Below are 17,831 nucleotides of genomic sequence, written 5' to 3'. Positions count from 1 at the left end.
TGCGAAGTGGTGGAGTGGAATCGTGAGACACCGTGGCGCCAAGGATTTCTGCTCAGCGACGCCGCAATTGATGCGTTGGGGCTTCGCCATGCGGCAAGTCCCGACAAGACGATAGTCGTCGTTGCAACTCACGACTGTGACCTCGCACAGGACCCGCAATTCGAGCCGGTCGTCGAGGTCGTCGTGGGATGTTTGACCGTGAAGGACGGCAACTGCACCCACGCCAAAAATGCGCGCAAGCTTCACGTTGAATTTGCAGGCGAGGCTCCCTTCTGGGCGGAGTTCGAGGCGACGGCCAAAGTTAGTATCGACAAGCTCAGGCTAAATGAATACTTGCCTCGGTCCGAAGTCCGCCTCCGTTCCGAGGACCACGCCGTCCTGCAGATGTGGCTGGCGAGTCGATACCGCCGCTCCGCTTTTGCGGATGAATTCGAGCGCCGGTTGACCAAGGAAACCAAGCTGGCGGAGAAAATCGCGAAGGCCGTCAAGCCGCATGGGGAATTGATTATCGGTGTCTTCTTCGACGTGGACGAAGGTGTGGAAGTTACTCGGAACGGTCCAGATGACACCTATGTGCTCGACATTACTATCCTTCACCAGGCGGCCCCTGATTTCGTCGCTGCGGAAAGCGCTGCAAGGGCGGCCGCTGATGCCATCGGGAAGGCGTTCAAGGAAAAGCTGCTCGCCCCTTCAAAGCAATGGCAGCAAATCGAACTCCGCTTTTGTGAGCCGATGTCGGAGTCGGTGCTGACGTACGAGATGTTCAAGCAGTTGAAGCGCTGGAGGCTGGAGCACATTAGTCTTGCCGCTGAGCCACAGCAGCCCGTGCTGGCCGAATAGCCGGGCATTGGGCCGACTGGTGATATTGCTGCATGATGGGCATCAGATGATGCTTATCGGGTTTGTGAATCCCCCAAGTCTTCGAAAAATCGCTCACCGGTGTCCTAATAGGACACTCGCGCAGCGTTCGGACGTTATGGAACGATGGCAAGGCTTGGGCGTGCGACAGGGGTTGAATTCGACAGAACTCGTATCTTCGAATGCAAAAGGAGGGGGATGAGATGTTTCAGGTCAGGGAATCTCGCGGCGAACTTGAGCGGTTTCTCGAGCAGGATGTATCCCGGCTCGAAGGCGTCCTCCTCCAAATAAATAAGCGACCTTATGGGCCTGGGCGTAATTGACGAACAGGCCATGCCGCCGTTCGCCTTCAAGCCGATTCTTGATGTCGTTCGCTTCCTTTTCGATGCGGGCAACTAGGGTCTGATTCTTGTCGGACACACTTCGCACGCGGACGACGAAATAGTCGTCCAACCAGCTGAGCTTGGGCTTAAGGCGTTGGCCTTTCAGCGACTCGACGTATGCGTCGGCTTTTTTTTCTTGGCGCTGTGGGCGAAGGTTTGCTTGAGGTCGTCACGATGCTTGACCGTTACGAGATACTGCGAGCGGTTTTCGATGGACGCCATGTCCATGCTCCAATTGTTGAGGAGCACGGTATACGTCGAACTAGTGCGCATGTTTTGTCGCTCGGCGCGTGGATTGTCGGAAAGTGCCTGAGAACAGTAGGCCAACTTTTTTTCGACTTTTTTCGCGATGGCGAATTCGGCCCGATTGCCACCGAATTGCCACTACCGAGCACACAAACAAAAACAGCGGACATCTAGTCCGCTGTTTGTAAGGAAAAATCTGGTCGGGGTGAGAGGATTCGAACCTCCGGCCTCTACGTCCCGAACGTAGCGCTCTACCAGGCTAAGCTACACCCCGAATTTGTTTTTACCTGGACTTTAGAGGCGGTTTAGTCTCTTTCAAGACTGCCTCGACGTCGAGTAAGAACATAATTCTATCAGGCTTTCTTTGTAAATGGAATCTGGAAACGAAGAAATCGCGCTTGCCGCCGCGTGCGCTTCCTTGCGCGCGCACTCCAGCGTGTGATCGAGCGCGCCGGAAGTCGTAATGGCGTGGAAGATCGTATCGAACCGATCCGTGCCGCCTTGCTCGATCGCCTCGCGCGCGAGTGTCGCTTGCTCCGGCGTGCCGTGCTCCATCAAATAGATGAGCGGCAGCGTGGGCTTGCCTTCGCGCAGGTCGTCGCCGGCATTCTTGCCCATGGATTCAGGCGTACCGGTGTAATCGAGCCAGTCGTCCATGATCTGAAACGCGGTGCCGATGCGCCGGCCGAATTCCGCCGCCGCTGCTTCCGTGCGCGCGTCAGAGCCTGAAAGTACCGCGCCGAGCTGGGCCGCCGCTTCGAAAAGCTTCGCCGTCTTGTAGCGGATCACCTGCATGTAACGCGCTTCGTCCACGTCCGGATCGTGCATGTTCAGAAGCTGCAGCACTTCGCCTTCGGAGATGACGTTGGTCGCGACGGATAGAATCTCCATCACGCGCATCTTGCCAACGGTCACCATCATTTCGAACGAGCGCGAATACAGGAAGTCGCCGACCAGCACGCTCGCGGCATTGCCGAAGAGCGCATTGGCCGTCTTGCGGCCGCGACGCAGGTCGGATTCGTCGACCACGTCGTCGTGGAGAAGCGTCGCCGTATGAATGAACTCGACCACGGCGGCCAGTTCATGCCGGTGCCCCGTCGTGTCCCCGAGCGCGCCCGCGACGAGCAGCAAGAGCGCCGGCCGCAAGCGCTTGCCGCCCGCGCCGATGATGTACTCGGAAATCTGGTTGATGAGCATCACTTCTGATGCCAGGCGCTGCCGGATGACGCGATTGACCTGCTGCATGTCCTCGGCGATCGGGGCAAGCAGTGCGGCGGCGTTGGGAGGGGAAGTGGCGGTGGACGACATGATCGGCTAATAAGGTGATGCGGCGGATTATAAGGCGAATCCGACTGACCACGCGTGTCGGGCGCGAGCATCGGGGGCGTTTGCTCGCGAAATCGGCGTCAAATCGGACTGTTTTCGCCGAGGATCGCGCCGTCATGCACAACGCACTGGATTGTCAATGCGTTTTGACGAAGCCTCTAACCCTATGTATAATCTCGTGTTTTCCTCGCGCGGTGCGTGGAAAAATGAATTCAGAGTGAGGTTCTCAATGTACGCGGTCATAAAAACCGGCGGCAAGCAGTACAAAGTTGCCGTTGGCGAAAAATTGAAAGTAGAACAGATACCGGCAGACATTGACGCTGAAATCACGCTCGACCAGGTTCTCGCAGTAGGCGAAGGCGAATCGATTAAGTTCGGTGCGCCGCTGGTCAGTGGGGCTTCCGTCAAGGCTACCGTGGTCTCCCAAGGTCGTCATGCCAAAGTGACCATCTTCAAGATGCGTCGCCGGAAGCACTACCAAAAGCACGCTGGCCATCGCCAGAACTACACCGAACTGCGCATCGACGCGATCAACGCCTAAGGCGTGGTCGCATCGTTATCGTTACGCGGAAATCGGTTAAGGAGCTAATCAAATGGCACACAAAAAAGCAGGCGGGTCTTCCCGCAACGGCCGCGACTCAGAATCGAAACGCCTCGGCGTGAAGGTTTATGGCGGCCAGGCAATCAACGCAGGCGGCATCATCGTTCGCCAGCGCGGCACGCGCATGCACCCGGGTGAAAACGTCGGCATCGGCAAGGATCACACGCTGTTCGCGCTGGCCGACGGTCACGTCAAGTTCGTGACGAAGGGCGCAGCAAGAAAGCACACGGTCGTCGTCGTCCCGGCAGCTTAAGTTTTACTGCACGGGCTTCAGGACCGACAAAGGCCCCGCGAAGTTCGCGGGGCCTTTTGTTTTTTGGATGCGCGAAACGCCGCATCGCCAGGAATTCTTTATCACCATGGCTGGCGCACGTCAGTCACGGCAAAATAGTATCTCGACCGGAACTTGAGCTTCAATGCAAGTTCCGGTCTCATCGAGCAGAAACACGGGACGGAGCAACGCATGAAGTTCATTGACGAAGCGAGAATTGAAGTCATCGCCGGCGACGGGGGAGATGGCAGCGCGTCGATGCGCCGCGAAAAATTCGTCCCGTTCGGCGGACCGGACGGCGGCGACGGCGGTCGCGGCGGCAGCGTCTACGCAGTTGCGGATCGCAATATCAATACGCTGATCGACTACCGGTTCTCGAAGAAGCATCAGGCGCGCAACGGCGAAAACGGTCGCGGCGCGGACTGCTACGGCAAAGGTGGCGACGACATCACGTTGCGCATGCCGGTCGGCACCATCATCACGGATCAGGACACGGGCGAACTCATCGCCGATCTGACCGAACACAATCAGCAGATTCTGATTGCCCAAGGCGGCTCGGGCGGCCTCGGTAATCTACATTTCAAGTCGAGCACAAACCGTGCGCCGCGTCAGAAGACCGACGGCAAGCCGGGCGAGCGCCGCATGCTCAAGCTTGAGCTGAAGGTGCTCGCGGATGTCGGTCTGCTCGGCATGCCGAACGCGGGAAAATCCACGTTTATCGCGTCGGTGTCGAACGCGCGGCCGAAGATCGCCGATTATCCCTTCACCACGCTTGCGCCGAATCTCGGCGTGGTGCGCGTGGGTCCGAGCAAGAGCTTCGTGATCGCGGACATTCCCGGCCTGATCGAAGGCGCGGCGGAAGGCGCGGGGCTTGGGCATCGCTTTCTGCGTCACTTGCAGCGCACGGGCGTGCTGTTGCATCTGGTCGATCTCGCCCCGTTCGATGAAAACGTCGATCCCGTTGCCGAGGCGAAGGCCATCGTCAACGAACTGCGCAAATACGACGAGTCGCTCTACGAAAAGCCGCGCTGGCTCGTGCTGAACAAGCTCGACATGGTGCCGGAAGACGAACGTCGCGCGCGTATCGACGACTTCGTCGAGCGTTTCGAATGGACCGGGCCGGTGTACGAGATTTCGGCGCTGACCGGTCAGGGTTGCGAGGCGCTCATCTACGCAATCTACGACTACATTTCGCAGAACTCGGACGCGTCGCGCGCGGCCGAGGCCGAGGATCTCGCGGCGGACGTGCGCTTTCGCGACACGCCTGTGAAAGAGCAAGCAGACAAAGACGTAGACGAAGACGAAGAGTAACGACGCGGCCCGCCCGCGTGGGCCGCGACATCCGAGGAGAATGCGCACGATGCGTTCGGTCATCGCCGCTGCGAAGCGAATCGTAGTGAAAGTAGGGTCCAGCCTCGTTACCAACGACGGGCGCGGGCTCGATCATGCGGCAATCAATCGCTGGGCGGCGCAAATCGCGGCCTTGCGCGAGCAGGGCAAGGAAGTCGTGCTGGTGAGTTCCGGCGCGATCGCGGAGGGCATTCATCGGCTTGGATGGACCAAACGTCCGCGCGAAATCGACGAATTGCAGGCCGCCGCCGCCGTCGGGCAAATGGGGCTCGCGCAGGTCTACGAGAGCAGCTTCGGCGCGCACGGCATTCGCACCGCGCAGATTCTGCTGACGCACGCCGACCTGGCCGACCGTGAGCGCTATCTGAACGCACGTTCCACGTTGCTCACGCTGCTGCGTCTGGGCGCGGTACCGATCATCAACGAGAACGACACGGTCATCACCGACGAAATCAAGTTCGGCGACAACGACACGCTCGGCGCGCTCGTGGCGAATCTGATCGAAGGCGACGCGCTCGTCATTCTCACCGACCAACGCGGCCTCTTTACCGCCGATCCGCGTAAGGACCCGAGCGCGACGCTCGTCGAACAGGCGGACGCCGGCACGCCAGAACTCGAAGCCATGGCGGGCGGCGCGGGTTCGAGCCTCGGACGCGGTGGCATGCTGACGAAGATTCTCGCGGCGAAGCGCGCGGCGCATAGCGGCGCGAACACGGTGATCGCAAGCGGCCGCGAAGCCGATGTGCTCACGCGGCTCGCTTCCGGCGAGATGATCGGCACGCAACTCATCGCGCGTACGGCGCGCATTGCGGCGCGCAAGCAGTGGATGGCGGATCACCTTCAAATGCGCGGTCACGTGGTGATCGACAACGGCGCGGTTCAGAAGGTCACAGCCGAAGGCAAGAGCTTGCTGCCGATCGGCGTGATCGACGTGAAGGGCGCGTTCGATCGCGGCGAAGTCATCGCCTGTTTGGACGACGAAGGACGCGAAGTGGCGCGCGGTATCACGAATTACAGCAGTTCAGAAGCGCGGCTGATTCATCGGCGGCCGAGCGGCGAGATCGAAACGGTGCTCGGCTATATGCTGGAGCCGGAGCTGATTCACCGCGATAATCTGGTGCTCGTCTGAGATTTGATGCGTAAAAGGCCCGCGTGAAAGCGGGCCTTTTCGCATGAGCGCATGTTCGACGCAACTCAACTCAACGTAAACTCAACGCAACCCAACTTCAGCGCACGTTGATGGAACTCTGTGTGCGCTTGTACTGAATGTTGCTGGCGATCTGCTTGGCCGTGCCGACCGGCAATTTGCTCGTGCAGAAATAATCCTGATACAGCGCCGCCTGATACGCATTCAATTCGCCATTTTCTATGCGGCGAAAGTCGAATGCGACCTCGCGATCCCAGGCCGTACCGTTATCGTTGATGCTCGCGTAGCGGCGCCATTCGTAGGTATCGCAGCGAATGCCTTCGTAATTCACATTGCGCGCGCCGCTTGGGCTCGTCGCGACGATCACGTAGCGAATGACGCCATCCTTGCCGACCGAAAGCGAAGTCTTGTCGACGGCGAAAATCAGCGGCGTATTCTGCGACACGTTGAACGCAAGCAGATTCGAGGCTTCGGGCAGCGGCGGAAGCGTATCGACCTTTTCCTCGGTCCACTCCGGCTTCTGGTCGAGCAGATAGGTGAAGACGCCATCGTCCTGAGTGGACGGGCCTTTGTTGCTGGAGCAGGCAGCGAGCGTGGCCAGCATGGCCACGGATACCGCAGCGGACAACGCAAATGAACCAATGGCTTTCAATTCGATCTTCCCGAAAACAGGTGCGCATACGGCAACAGCACGGCGAATTGCTCGCCGTGCCGTGCTCAGTGTCAAAGTAAAAGAAGAACCGCAGTAATCAGTCGCACGAAGACCGCTGCACGATGATATGCACTTCCTCGCTGATCGTGCATTCTGCCTGAACCTCGTTGCCAGCGACGGTTACGGCAGGTGCTTCGATCGTCATCGTCTGGACGACGCGTGGATAGCGCGGTCCGTGATGCGCGACGCGCTCGCCGCGTTCGACGCGGGAGTTGGTACGCCGCAAGAAGCGGGATAGCTCGGTCAGAGCCAGTTGATAAACGTCACGCTTGAACTCGATTACCGCATCCAGCGGGACCCAGTATTCGTTCCAGCGCCAGGCATCGAATTCCGGATGGTCCGTCGCGCGCAGGCAAATGTCACAGTCGCGTCCCACCATGCGCAGCAGAAACCAGATCTGTTTCTGTCCGCGATAATGTCCGCGCACTTCGCGCTTGATGAACTTATCCGGCACCTCATAACGCAGCCAGTCGCGCGTGCGACCGACGACCTTGACGTGCTCCGGAAGCAAGCCGGTTTCTTCGTGTAACTCCCGATACATCGCTTGCACAGGGGTCTCACCGTACTTGATGCCCCCTTGCGGAAACTGCCAGGAATGTTCACGCAGCCGCTTACCCCAAAACACTTCGTTGCGCGCGTTCAAGAGGATGATGCCGACGTTCGGGCGAAAGCCTTCACGATCCAGCATACAACCACCTTCGAATCCTTTAAAATTGCTTTGATTATAAACAGATAACGGGCACGGCGTATTGGAATCAACCCGCGGAACCGGCCTTCGTCATTAGCCCGGGTTCGAAGCACGCATAAGCGACTTTTTGCCAGAGCACTCCGCGTGCGGCAAAATCTTCTTCCGTTGGCCGAAGTAGCGCATCGACGCGCCGCCTCTGCTCCGTACAAAGCCGTCGTCCGTCCCGTCGTTCACACGTATCGCCAGTTTCGAGAGCCAGAGCTTTCGGAGCGCGTGGCGCATTTGGAAAACTTGAATGAAAGCATCCCGTTTCTTCATCGGCACCCTGAAAGAGGCGCCCTCCGAGGCCGAAATCGTCAGCCACAAGCTCATGATGCGCGCCGGCATGATCCGTCGCGTCGCGGGCGGCATTTACGATTACCTGCCAATCGGCTTGCGTTCGGTACGCAAGGTCGAGGCCATCGTGCGTGAAGAGATGAACCGCGCGGGCGCGCTCGAACTGCTGATGCCCGCCGTGCAGCCCGCCGAACTGTGGCAGGAATCGGGACGCTGGGAACAATACGGCCCCGAACTGCTGCGCTTCAAGGACCGTCACGACCGCGACTTCGTCATGGGCCCGACGCACGAGGAAGTGGTGACCGAGATCGCGCGCAGCGCAATCAAGAGCTATCGGCAGTTGCCGGTGAACTTCTATCAGGTGCAGACGAAGTTCCGCGATGAAATCCGCCCGCGCTTCGGTGTCATGCGTGGCCGCGAGTTCATCATGAAAGACGCGTATTCGTTCGATAAAGACACGGCCGGCCTCGCCGAGTCGTATCGGAAAATGTTCGATGCCTACGTGCGCATCTTCACGCGCATCGGCCTGGAGTTTCGCGCCGTCGCGGCGGACAACGGTTCGATTGGCGGCAGCGGCTCGCATGAATTCCACGTGATCGCCGAGACGGGCGAGGACGACATCGCGTATTGCCCGGCTTCGGATTTCGCGGCGAACGTCGAGGCTGCCGAAGGCGTGCCGCTCGTCGCCACGCGCGCCGCGCCCGCCGAAGAGCTCAAAAAGACGCCGACGCCCGGCAAGGCGAAGTGCGAAGCCGTCGCCGAGTATCTCGGCATTCCGCTCGAGCGCACGATCAAGTCGATCATTCTCGCCACCGACAACGAAGGCGCCGAGCCGACCATCTGGCTTCTGATGCTGCGCGGCGACCATTCGTTGAACGACATCAAGACGGGCAAGTTGCCGGGCCTCAAGGGTTATCGCTTCGCGACGGAAGCGGAGATCGTCGAATGGTTCGGCACGCCGCCGGGCTATCTCGGCCCGATCGGCACGAAAAAGCCGGTGCGCGTAATCGCCGACAGCACGGTCGCGAACATGAGCGACTTCGTGGTCGGCTCGAACGAAGTGGATTCCCACACGACCGGCGTGAACTGGGGCCGCGATCTGCCCGAGCCGGAAGTCGCGGATATCCGCAACGTCGTCGCGGGCGATCCCTCGCCGGACGGCAAGGGCACGCTCGAAATCTGTCGCGGTATCGAAGTGGGCCACGTGTTCCAGCTTGGCACCAAATACTCGGATTCGATGGGCGCGACCTTCCTCGACGAAAACGGCAAGCCCGCGCCCATGCAGATGGGCTGCTACGGCATCGGAATCACGCGTATTCTGGGCGCAGCCATCGAACAGAACTTCGACGACAAGGGCATCATCTGGCCGGAAGCCATTGCGCCTTTCGAAGTCGTGATCTGCCCGATGGGCTACGACCGCAGCGAAGCCGTGCGCGAGCAGGCCGACAAGCTCTACGCGACCTTGCAGGAAGCCGGCCTCGACGTAATTCTCGACGATCGCGGTGAGCGCCCGGGCGTGATGTTCGCGGACTGGGAGTTGATCGGCGTGCCGCATCGCATCGTGATTGGCGATCGCGGGCTCAAGGACGGCAAGCTGGAATATCAGGCGCGCCGCGATACCGAAGCCACGCTCGTGCCGGTGGACGAGGCAGCGGGCATGGTGACGGCCAAGATTCGTGAGGCGCTCGCGAAGTAACGTGCAATACAACTTCCTGTCGGCGACGATTCTGCTTCTGTTGATTACCGATCCGCTCGGCAATATTCCAATCTTCATCAACGCACTGCGCGGCGTCGCTATCGAGCGGCGTCGCGTCGTGATCTTGCGGGAAGTGGCGATTGCGTTCGTGATCCTGCTGGTGTTCATGCTGGCCGGCGACCGCTTCCTGCGCGCGATGAACTTGACGGATCTGTCGTTGCGTATCGGCGGCGGGATCGTGCTGTTTTTGATCGCGCTGCGAATGATCTTTCCGCATCCTGACGGCCCGATGGGCGGCGACTCGCGCGGCGGCGAACCGCTTATCGTGCCGCTCGCCATTCCCGCGCTTGCGGGACCGTCCGCGCTTGCCACGGTAATGCTGCTGACATCGCAAGCGCCGGGGAAGATGCTGGAATGGATCGGCGCGCTCACGGTCACCATGGTCGTGTGCGCCATCGTGCTCGTGCTGGCCGAGAAGATTCAACACTGGCTCGGCGAGCGCGCGGTGACGGCATTCGAGCGCTTGATGGGGCTCGTGCTCGTGGCCATTTCGGTCGAGATGATGCTCACGGGCATACGGACCTTCGTGCATCAGCTATGAAAAAAGCGGCCTCGGCCGCTTTTTTTCACTGACTACCGAACGAACGCTCATGCGCCTTCGGTTAGCGCGCGAATGGTTGGTAGATTCCGCCAATAACCCTTCGCGTCCATGCCGCAGCCGAACACATAACGGTCCGGCACTTCGAAGCCGCAGAAATCAGGACGCAGCGGTTTCGCCTTCGGGATGATCTTCTCGCACAGCACCGCCGACAAAAACTGCTTCGCGCCCATCGCCATGATGCGGTCGCGGATAGCAGCCATGGTTTCGCCTTCGTCGAGGATATCGTCGAGTACGAGCACCACGCGATCTTTCACCGATTCGGCCGGCGCCACGCGCCACTGCATTTCGCTGCCGCCCTTGATGGCGTTGCGATAGCGCGTCAGATGGATGTAGTCGAACTCGAGCGGGAAGTCGAGATGCGGCAGCAGCATGCCGGTGAAAACGGCCGCGCCTCCCATGACCGAAAGCACGAGCGGGAAATCGTCGCTCGTTGCCGCCTTGATGGCTGCAGCCATGCGTTCGATCGATGCGTTGACGGCTTCGACCGAAACGATCTCTTCGGAGTGGCTGAAAATATGGAGAGCTTCTTCGCGATTCATAGAGGGAAGCGGGGAGGCGGACTACTTAGTGTGGAAAGAAACGGCGGCGTGCGCCCTATGATAAACCCGCGCTCCTCGCGGCGTTCGGCGCGAGCGCGGGCCTGTTCTGTCGCGCCTAGCGCATGCCGGGCATCATGCCCTTCATGCCGCGCATCATCTTTTGCAGGTTGCCGCCCTTGAGCTTCTTCATCATGCCGCGCATTTGCTCGTACTGGTTCAGCATGCGGTTGACTTCCTGCACATGCACGCCCGCGCCCGCCGCGATACGACGCTTGCGCGCGGCCTTGATGAGCTCGGGCTTCGCGCGTTCCTGAAGCGTCATGGAATTGATGATGCCTTCCATGCGACGCATCTGCTTCTCGGCGTTGTTCATGTCCGCGCCTTGCGCCGCTTGCTGAAACTGCGCGGGCAGCTTGTCCATGAGCGAAGAGAGGCCGCCCATTTTCTTCATCTGCGAGAGCTGCGCCTTGAAGTCGTTCAGGTCGAAGTCGCCGCCTTTCTTGACCTTGTCGGCGAGTTGCTGCGCGGCTTGCGTGTCGACGCCGCGCTGCGCTTCCTCGACGAGCGCGAGAATGTCGCCCATGCCGAGAATCCGGTTCGCCATGCGATCCGGATGGAACACTTCGAGACCGTCGAGCTTTTCCGCGACGCCGACGAACTTGATCGGCTTGCCGGTGACATGACGCACGGAGAGCGCCGCGCCGCCGCGCGAGTCGCCGTCGAGCTTGGTGAGCACGACGCCGGTGAGTGGCAGGGCGTCGTTGAACGCCTTGGCGGTGTTGACCGCGTCCTGACCGAGCATGGCGTCGACGACGAAGAGCGTTTCGGCGGGCTTGAGCAGCGCGTGTAGCTCGCTGATCTCCTTCATCATGGCTTCGTCGATACCGAGACGGCCGGCCGTGTCGACGATCACGACGTCATGGTAGTGGCGCTTGGCCCAGTCGATTGCCGCGCGCGCGATATCCGCGGGCTTCTGATCCGGCTCGGACGGGAAGAAGTCCGCGCCGACCTGCTCGGTCACCGTCTGCAACTGACGAATAGCCGCCGGACGATACACGTCGACAGAAACCGTCAGCACCTTCTTCTTGCTCTTTTCGCGCAGCAGCTTGGCGAGCTTGCCGGTGGTCGTGGTCTTGCCCGCGCCCTGCAAGCCGGCCATGAGGATGACGGCGGGCGGCGTGACCGCGAGATTCAGTTCGGCGGCCTTGCCTTCGTAGTCGCCGCCGATCACGGCAGTCAGTTCGCGCTGCACGACGCCGACGAGCGCCTGGCCCGGCGAAAGGCTCGATAGGACTTCCTCGCCGAGCGCCTTTTCCTTCACCTTGGCGATGAATTCGCGCACGACCGGCAGCGCCACGTCTGCTTCGAGAAGCGCGAGACGCACTTCGCGCAGCATCTCCTGCGTGTTGGCCTCGGTGAGGCGGGCCTCGCCGCGCAGCGTCTTGACGACGCGCGCCATCCGTTGAGTGAGGTTGTCGAGCATGGGGAGCGCTATAGAATGCGGCCCAGAATTCACAGTGACATGGCGCGCTCACCGCGCTGCGCACTATGCTGGCGCAAGGGTGAAGGCGTCGCGGAACCGGGGCCTAGTGTAAACTTCGAACATGGATATTGTACTGTATGCCCTCACTGCGCTTCTCTACGGCGGACTAGCCGTGGCGGGGTGGCGCGCGCATCGTCATACCGCCGTCGAACCGGCGCTGGCGGGCGTGCCTGCGGGCGTAGGCTCGATGACATCGACGTCGCGCGCATCGGGCATGAGCGGTGTCGGGCGCGCTTTATTATTAGTGGCATTGCTGGTGCACGGCGTTCTGCTGCACACCACCATCTTTCCGCAGAACGCGATGATCTTCGGCTTCGCGTTCGCGCTCTCGGCCATGTTCTGGCTGGGCGCGGGCATCTACTGGATCGAAAGCTTCTTCTTTCCGCTCGACGGCCTGCGTCTGCTCGTGTTGCCGCTCGCTTGCGTGGCGTCCTTGCTGCCGCTTCTGTTCGGCGGCGTGCGCGTGCTTTCGTATTCCGCCGCGCCAATGTTCAAGCTGCATTTTCTGATCGCCAATATCGCTTATGGGCTGTTCGCCATCGCGGCGCTGCATGCGGTGCTCATGTTGCTGCTCGAGCGCCGGCTGCAGCGCATGCGCGGCCTCAACACGCGTCATGCGGCCAATGGCGGCTGGCTCGCGAGCTGGCTCGATACCTTGCCGCCGCTGCTTACACTCGAAAAGCTGCTGTTCAGATTGATCGCGGCTGGCTTCGTGCTGCTTACGCTGACGCTGGTGTCGGGCATCGCGTTCAACGAGCAACTGGTCGATCGCGCGCTGCGTCTCGATCACAAGACCGTGTTCGCGTTCCTTTCCTGGGTAATGTTCGGCGCACTGCTGACCGCGCGACGCGTTTCCGGCTGGCGCGGACGCGCTGCCTTGCGCTGGGTGCTCGCTTCGTTCGTCGCATTGTTGCTGGCTTACGTGGGCAGCCGGTTCGTCTTCGAAGTGCTGCTGCATCGCGCAGTGGTGTGAGCGCGGCATTTCCAACCTGTTCAAGTCGATGCGAAACTTCATTCTTCTGATCGCGCTCTTCTTCGTGACCCAATGGCTCCTGAAGAAACTGCGCCGCGCCAACGAGCGCGCTCAAGCCGATGCGCGTTCGTCGGCGGGAAGCGGCGCGCCGGGTTCATCGGGCGCTGCGGGTGCTGCGGGTGCCACTGGTGCGCGTCGCACGCGTGGCGGCGCCGCTGCGAGCGATGCTCCGCAGCTCACCGATCCGCTCATCCGCTGCGTGCAATGCGGCGTGCATACGCCACGCAGCGAGTCGATCGTGGTGGCGGGACAGCGCTTTTGTTGCGATGAACACGCGCGACGTCATGCCGCGAGCCCGCGAGGGCGCGACGCGCGTTGAGCCTTCGGTGCCGAAACGAACATGCGCCGCCTCACGTCGAGGATGTCTTGCAGACCGCAAAGGCGCGCTGTTCCCGCAAAGGCCGTGCTGCGGTAAGCACGGTCATCCTCCATTGACACGCACTAAGCGCATGCGGCGGCTACTTAGCCAACCGTGAACGTGAGATGCGGTTTGCGGCGTCTATAGTGCGGCGAGCGCAGTCTCATACATCTAAACTCTCGCCGACTGCTAACGCCTGCATCGCCAGGATGGCATCGGCGTGAACGTCCCGCACGCGCAAAGACTCAAATCGGCCTTCGCGTATAGCGCAATCACGCGCCCGATTCACGCCTGTCCACACATCTTGACTTCGTTATAAACGCCTCGCGGAAGCTCCGTCTCGCTGCGCCGCAGCAAGCTCACGCCCGATCCCTTGCCGTGCTTTGACGCAGCAAAAGTCAACCCCGTGAGCGCATGGTCAGAGCAAATAAAACTTTTTGAGACTGTGCGAAAGTCCACTATACTTGGTGCCGAAAGACGTACTTTGCACTATATCTTGTGTTGTTGAGGCGGCGCCCGCTCTAATGAGCCGGCGCCGTCGGCTTTCCGGCGTAAGAGAAGTTGGCTGGCCCGGGGCGGTGCGCGCGACGCTTCCATCTGCGAGGAATGGGGCATCGGGTGTATCGAGCGCCAGCAAGAAGCACCGTGAAGAAGGCATGCAAGTAAACGTGAGTCGGAACGTGAGTCGGAACGCGAGTTGAAACGTGAAATCGCGTCGACCGACACCGCGCGCCAACGCGGGCATCGCATGAGACGCCAGAAACAATGCGGGCCGTTATCGGCGCTATTTTTTGCGCGATTCGTGTTCCGAGCCTGCTGTATTCACAGCCTGGCTTTACCGTCAAACATCGCGCGTGTCGCATCGGTTCAACGACGACAGCAAACGCGCGCGGCATAAGTGATAAATCCGCGGACCATCCGCACCACTCGAACATCAGGAGTTTTGCACATGCAAACCACCGAGAACGCCACGACTTCCTTCGAAGGCGCATCCGCGCGGCCGCAGGGCGGCGCCAATGCATCGGGCGCGCCAGCGCTCGCGCCGAACACGACGTACGCGGACTACAAAGTCATCCGCCGCAACGGAAGCGTGGTGTCGTTCGAGCCGTCGAAGATCGCCATCGCGGTCACGAAGGCGTTCATCGCCGTGAACGGCGGTCAGGGCGCGGCGTCCGCTCGCGTGCGCGAACTCGTCGACCAACTGACGCAAGCCGTCGTGCGCGCGCTCGTGCGAAGCCGTCCGCATGGCGGCACGTTCCATATCGAAGACATTCAGGATCAGGTCGAACTCGCGCTGATGCGCGGCGGCGAGCACAACGTCGCGCGTGCCTATGTGCTGTATCGCGAGAAGCGCACGCAAGAGCGCGCGCACGCGCCGGAAGTCCGGGCGAACGCGAGCGGCATCAACGTGGTGGACAACGGCGTCACGCATCCGCTCGATCTGGGCGCGCTCAAGGCTCTGATCGTCTCGGCCTGCGCCAATCTGGGCGATGCCGTCTCCGCCGACCCGATCGTCGCCGAAACGGTGAAGAACCTGTACGACGGCGTGCCGATGAGCCAGGTCTACGACTCGGCCATCCTCGCCGCGCGCACGATGATCGAAAAAGACCCGGCGTACAGCCAGGTCACCGCGCGCATCCTGCTGCACACCATCCGCCGCGAAATTCTTGAAGGCGAAGTGACGCAAGCCGAAATGGGCGAGCGCTACGCCGAATACTTCCCGCAATTCATCAAGCAGGGCGTGCAAGCCGAACTGCTCGACGACAAGCTCCAGCAATTCGACCTGAAGCGTCTCGGCGCCGCGCTCGACGCGAGCCGCGATCTGCAATTCGGCTATCTCGGCCTGCAGACGCTGTACGACCGCTACTTCCTGCACACGGAAGGCAAGCGTATCGAACTGCCGCAAGCGTTCTTCATGCGCGTCGCAATGGGTCTGTCGCTCAACGAGATCGACCGCGAAGCGCGCGCCATCGAGTTCTACAACGTGCTGTCGTCGTTCGACTTCATGTCGTCCACGCCCACGCTCTTCAACTCCGGCACGCGCCGTTCCCAGCTTTCGTCGTGCTATCTGACGACCGTCGCCGACGACCTCGACGGCATCTACGAAGCGCTCAAGGAAAATGCGCTGCTCTCGAAGTTCGCGGGCGGGCTCGGCAACGACTGGACACGCGTGCGTGCGCTCGGCTCGCACATCAAGGGCACCAACGGCAAGTCGCAAGGCGTCGTGCCGTTCCTGAAGGTCGTGAACGATACGGCCGTCGCGGTGAATCAGGGCGGCAAGCGCAAGGGCGCGGTGTGCGCGTATCTGGAGACGTGGCACCTGGACATCGAGGAATTCCTGGAACTGCGCAAGAACACGGGCGATGACCGTCGCCGCACCCACGACATGAACACGGCGAACTGGATTCCCGACCTGTTCATGAAGCGCGTGCACGAAGGCGGCGACTGGACGCTGTTCTCGCCGGCTACCTGCCCGGACCTGCACGACCTGTTCGGCGCGGCTTTCGAAAAGGCCTACACGGCTTACGAAGAGAAAGCGGCGCGCGGCGAGATCAAGCTGTTCAAGAAGCTGCCCGCGGCGCAACTGTGGCGCAAGATGCTCGGCATGCTGTTCGAGACCGGTCATCCGTGGATCACGTTCAAGGACCCGTGCAACGTGCGCTCGCCGCAGCAGCACGTGGGCGTCGTGCACTCGTCGAACCTGTGCACGGAAATCACGCTGAACACGAGCGACAACGAAATCGCCGTGTGCAATCTGGGTTCCGTGAACCTGGTCGCGCACCTGGCGAAACAGGCGGACGGCACGCTCGCGCTGGATCACGCGAAGCTCAAGCGCACCATCAGTGTGGCGATGCGCATGCTCGACAACGTCATCGACATCAATTACTACGCGGTGGCGAAGGCGCGTAACTCGAACCTGAAGCATCGTCCGGTGGGCATGGGCATCATGGGCTTCCAGGACTGCCTGCATCTGCTGCGCACGCCGTATGCGTCGCAAGAAGCGGTCGAGTTCGCGGATCGTTCGATGGAAGCCGTCTGCTACTACGCTTACTACGCGTCGACGGAACTGGCGGAAGAGCGCGGCCGTTACTCGAGCTATCGCGGCTCGTTGTGGGATCGCGGCATCCTCCCGCAGGACACGCTGCAGTTGCTGGCCGAGGCGCGTGGCGGTTATGTCGAAGTCGACACGTCCGAATCCATGGACTGGTCCGTGCTGCGTTCGCGCATCTCGACGCACGGCATGCGCAATTCGAATTGCGTGGCGATTGCGCCGACGGCGACGATCTCGAACATCATCGGCGTGTCGGCGTGTATCGAGCCGACGTTCCAGAACCTGTACGTCAAGTCGAACTTGTCGGGCGAGTTCACGGTGGTCAACGACTACCTGGTGCGCGACCTGAAAGCGCGCGGCCTGTGGGACGAAGTCATGGTGTCGGACCTGAAGTACTTCGACGGCACGCTGTCGCGCATCGACCGCATTCCGGCCGATCTGCGCGCCATCTACGCCACCGCGTTCGAGCTGGACGCGAAGTGGGTGGTGGAAGCGGCGGCGCGTCGCCAGAAGTGGATCGATCAGGCGCAGTCGCTCAATATCTACATGGGCGGCGCATCGGGCAAGAAGCTGGACGAGGTCTACAAGCTCGCATGGCTGCGCGGCCTCAAGACCACCTACTATCTCCGCACGATGGCGGCGACGCACGTCGAGAAGTCGACGGTGGCGCACGGCGCGCTCAACGCGGTTCCTTCAGGCGATGGCGGTAGCGGTGCCGCTGGCGCCGGTGGTGCGGACGGATTCAACGGCGGCGCGGTTGGCGGTGCGGCGGCGGGCGGATTCAACGCTGCGGCGGTGGTGGCTGCTGCCGTGCCGGTTGAAGCGGCTCAGCAAGCCGATGGTCCCGTCTGCATGATGCGTCCCGGCGACCCCGGCTTCGACGAGTGCGAAGCTTGTCAGTAAGCTAGTTGCTGGCGGTTTGATCAGGTAGGGCTTTATGTTTCACGCCGGGCCGGCATTGCGTGCTTCGTTGAAGGAAGCGCGCGGTGCCGGCCCGGTTTCGTTTTGGTTCGATCGTTCTGTTTGCTTCG

At 61.1% G+C, this 17,831-nt stretch carries 16 protein-coding genes and 1 tRNA gene; 10 read left to right on the top strand and 7 right to left on the bottom strand.

Going from position 1 to position 17,831, the window contains the following annotated elements; all coding sequences use genetic code 11:
- The first annotated feature begins 9 nt into the window (after positions 1–9).
- Entirely contained in the window at positions 10–840 is an 831-nt protein-coding gene (locus P9250_RS30325) for a hypothetical protein (RefSeq protein ID WP_250526262.1), read from the top strand.
- A 231-nt stretch (positions 841–1,071) separates the two neighbouring features.
- On the opposite strand, the gene P9250_RS30320 is transcribed toward P9250_RS30325, so the two are convergent.
- The 3 genes from P9250_RS30320 to P9250_RS30310 all read right to left on the bottom strand — a co-directional run bounded on the left by P9250_RS30320 (position 1,072) and on the right by P9250_RS30310 (position 2,795).
- Complete coding sequence (locus P9250_RS30320) at positions 1,072–1,311, bottom strand: hypothetical protein (RefSeq protein ID WP_310396749.1); 240 nt, start codon at positions 1,309–1,311, stop codon at positions 1,072–1,074.
- A gap of 373 nt (positions 1,312–1,684) precedes the next feature.
- Positions 1,685–1,761, bottom strand: a tRNA-Pro gene (locus tag P9250_RS30315).
- 41 nt (positions 1,762–1,802) lie between these two features.
- Complete coding sequence (locus tag P9250_RS30310; RefSeq protein WP_244826283.1) at positions 1,803–2,795, bottom strand: polyprenyl synthetase family protein; 993 nt, start codon at positions 2,793–2,795, stop codon at positions 1,803–1,805.
- A 247-nt stretch (positions 2,796–3,042) separates the two neighbouring features.
- On the opposite strand from P9250_RS30310, the gene rplU reads away from it, so the two are divergent.
- From rplU to proB, 4 genes are all read left to right on the top strand, one after another.
- Complete coding sequence (rplU, locus tag P9250_RS30305; protein WP_244828118.1) at positions 3,043–3,354, top strand: 50S ribosomal protein L21; 312 nt, start codon at positions 3,043–3,045, stop codon at positions 3,352–3,354.
- 52 nt (positions 3,355–3,406) lie between these two features.
- Positions 3,407–3,667: a 50S ribosomal protein L27 gene (gene rpmA / locus P9250_RS30300; protein ID WP_014192314.1), complete on the top strand. Its 261-nt coding sequence runs from the start codon at positions 3,407–3,409 to the stop codon at positions 3,665–3,667.
- Positions 3,668–3,877: 210 nt separating this feature from the next.
- Entirely contained in the window at positions 3,878–4,996 is a 1,119-nt protein-coding gene (cgtA, locus tag P9250_RS30295; protein ID WP_250465691.1) for an Obg family GTPase CgtA, read from the top strand.
- A 49-nt stretch (positions 4,997–5,045) separates the two neighbouring features.
- A complete protein-coding gene (gene proB / locus P9250_RS30290; RefSeq protein ID WP_244826281.1) occupies positions 5,046–6,164 on the top strand; it encodes a glutamate 5-kinase in 1,119 nt (372 codons plus the stop codon).
- 97 nt (positions 6,165–6,261) lie between these two features.
- Here the strand turns inward: proB and P9250_RS30285 are convergent, their stop codons facing one another.
- Positions 6,262–6,825 carry a CNP1-like family protein gene (locus P9250_RS30285; RefSeq protein ID WP_370652138.1) on the bottom strand — a complete coding sequence of 188 codons (564 nt, stop codon included), beginning with the start codon at positions 6,823–6,825 and terminating at the stop codon, positions 6,262–6,264.
- A 106-nt stretch (positions 6,826–6,931) separates the two neighbouring features.
- Entirely contained in the window at positions 6,932–7,582 is a 651-nt protein-coding gene (locus P9250_RS30280; protein WP_244826279.1) for an RNA pyrophosphohydrolase, read from the bottom strand.
- 295 nt (positions 7,583–7,877) lie between these two features.
- On the opposite strand from P9250_RS30280, the gene P9250_RS30275 reads away from it, so the two are divergent.
- Complete coding sequence (locus tag P9250_RS30275) at positions 7,878–9,614, top strand: proline--tRNA ligase (RefSeq protein ID WP_310396745.1); 1,737 nt, start codon at positions 7,878–7,880, stop codon at positions 9,612–9,614.
- 1 nt (position 9,615) lies between these two features.
- A complete protein-coding gene (locus tag P9250_RS30270; protein WP_244826277.1) occupies positions 9,616–10,215 on the top strand; it encodes a MarC family protein in 600 nt (199 codons plus the stop codon).
- Between the two features lie 47 nt (positions 10,216–10,262).
- Here the strand turns inward: P9250_RS30270 and P9250_RS30265 are convergent, their stop codons facing one another.
- Positions 10,263–10,814: a hypoxanthine-guanine phosphoribosyltransferase gene (locus P9250_RS30265; RefSeq protein ID WP_244826276.1), complete on the bottom strand. Its 552-nt coding sequence runs from the start codon at positions 10,812–10,814 to the stop codon at positions 10,263–10,265.
- A 115-nt stretch (positions 10,815–10,929) separates the two neighbouring features.
- A complete protein-coding gene (ffh, locus tag P9250_RS30260; RefSeq protein ID WP_244826275.1) occupies positions 10,930–12,297 on the bottom strand; it encodes a signal recognition particle protein in 1,368 nt (455 codons plus the stop codon).
- 121 nt (positions 12,298–12,418) lie between these two features.
- On the opposite strand from ffh, the gene P9250_RS30255 reads away from it, so the two are divergent.
- The 3 genes from P9250_RS30255 (at position 12,419) to P9250_RS30245 (ending at position 17,703) form a co-directional block, all read left to right on the top strand.
- A complete protein-coding gene (locus P9250_RS30255; RefSeq protein WP_244826274.1) occupies positions 12,419–13,330 on the top strand; it encodes an inner membrane protein YpjD in 912 nt (303 codons plus the stop codon).
- Positions 13,331–13,358: 28 nt separating this feature from the next.
- A complete protein-coding gene (locus P9250_RS30250; RefSeq protein ID WP_244826273.1) occupies positions 13,359–13,709 on the top strand; it encodes a PP0621 family protein in 351 nt (116 codons plus the stop codon).
- A gap of 988 nt (positions 13,710–14,697) precedes the next feature.
- Complete coding sequence (locus P9250_RS30245; RefSeq protein ID WP_310396742.1) at positions 14,698–17,703, top strand: ribonucleoside-diphosphate reductase subunit alpha; 3,006 nt, start codon at positions 14,698–14,700, stop codon at positions 17,701–17,703.
- Positions 17,704–17,831 lie beyond the last annotated feature (128 nt).

Source organism: Caballeronia sp. LP006, from assembly GCF_031450995.1.
GTDB lineage: Bacteria > Pseudomonadota > Gammaproteobacteria > Burkholderiales > Burkholderiaceae > Caballeronia.
This window is presented reverse-complemented; position numbering and strand designations above follow the sequence as displayed.

Bases quoted from the DNA above. Each gene is read 5' to 3' on its own strand.
- P9250_RS30275 (WP_310396745.1), top strand. From the start codon at position 7,878: ATGAAAGCATCCCGTTTCTTCATCGGCACCCTGAAAGAGGCGCCCTCC.
- P9250_RS30310 (WP_244826283.1), bottom strand. From the start codon at position 2,795: ATGTCGTCCACCGCCACTTCCCCTCCCAACGCCGCCGCACTGCTTGCC.
- P9250_RS30265 (WP_244826276.1), bottom strand. From the start codon at position 10,814: ATGAATCGCGAAGAAGCTCTCCATATTTTCAGCCACTCCGAAGAGATC.
- rplU (WP_244828118.1), top strand. From the start codon at position 3,043: ATGTACGCGGTCATAAAAACCGGCGGCAAGCAGTACAAAGTTGCCGTT.
- P9250_RS30280 (WP_244826279.1), bottom strand. From the start codon at position 7,582: ATGCTGGATCGTGAAGGCTTTCGCCCGAACGTCGGCATCATCCTCTTG.
- P9250_RS30250 (WP_244826273.1), top strand. From the start codon at position 13,359: ATGCGAAACTTCATTCTTCTGATCGCGCTCTTCTTCGTGACCCAATGG.
- cgtA (WP_250465691.1), top strand. From the start codon at position 3,878: ATGAAGTTCATTGACGAAGCGAGAATTGAAGTCATCGCCGGCGACGGG.
- ffh (WP_244826275.1), bottom strand. From the start codon at position 12,297: ATGCTCGACAACCTCACTCAACGGATGGCGCGCGTCGTCAAGACGCTG.
- rpmA (WP_014192314.1), top strand. From the start codon at position 3,407: ATGGCACACAAAAAAGCAGGCGGGTCTTCCCGCAACGGCCGCGACTCA.
- P9250_RS30255 (WP_244826274.1), top strand. From the start codon at position 12,419: ATGGATATTGTACTGTATGCCCTCACTGCGCTTCTCTACGGCGGACTA.
- P9250_RS30245 (WP_310396742.1), top strand. From the start codon at position 14,698: ATGCAAACCACCGAGAACGCCACGACTTCCTTCGAAGGCGCATCCGCG.
- proB (WP_244826281.1), top strand. From the start codon at position 5,046: ATGCGTTCGGTCATCGCCGCTGCGAAGCGAATCGTAGTGAAAGTAGGG.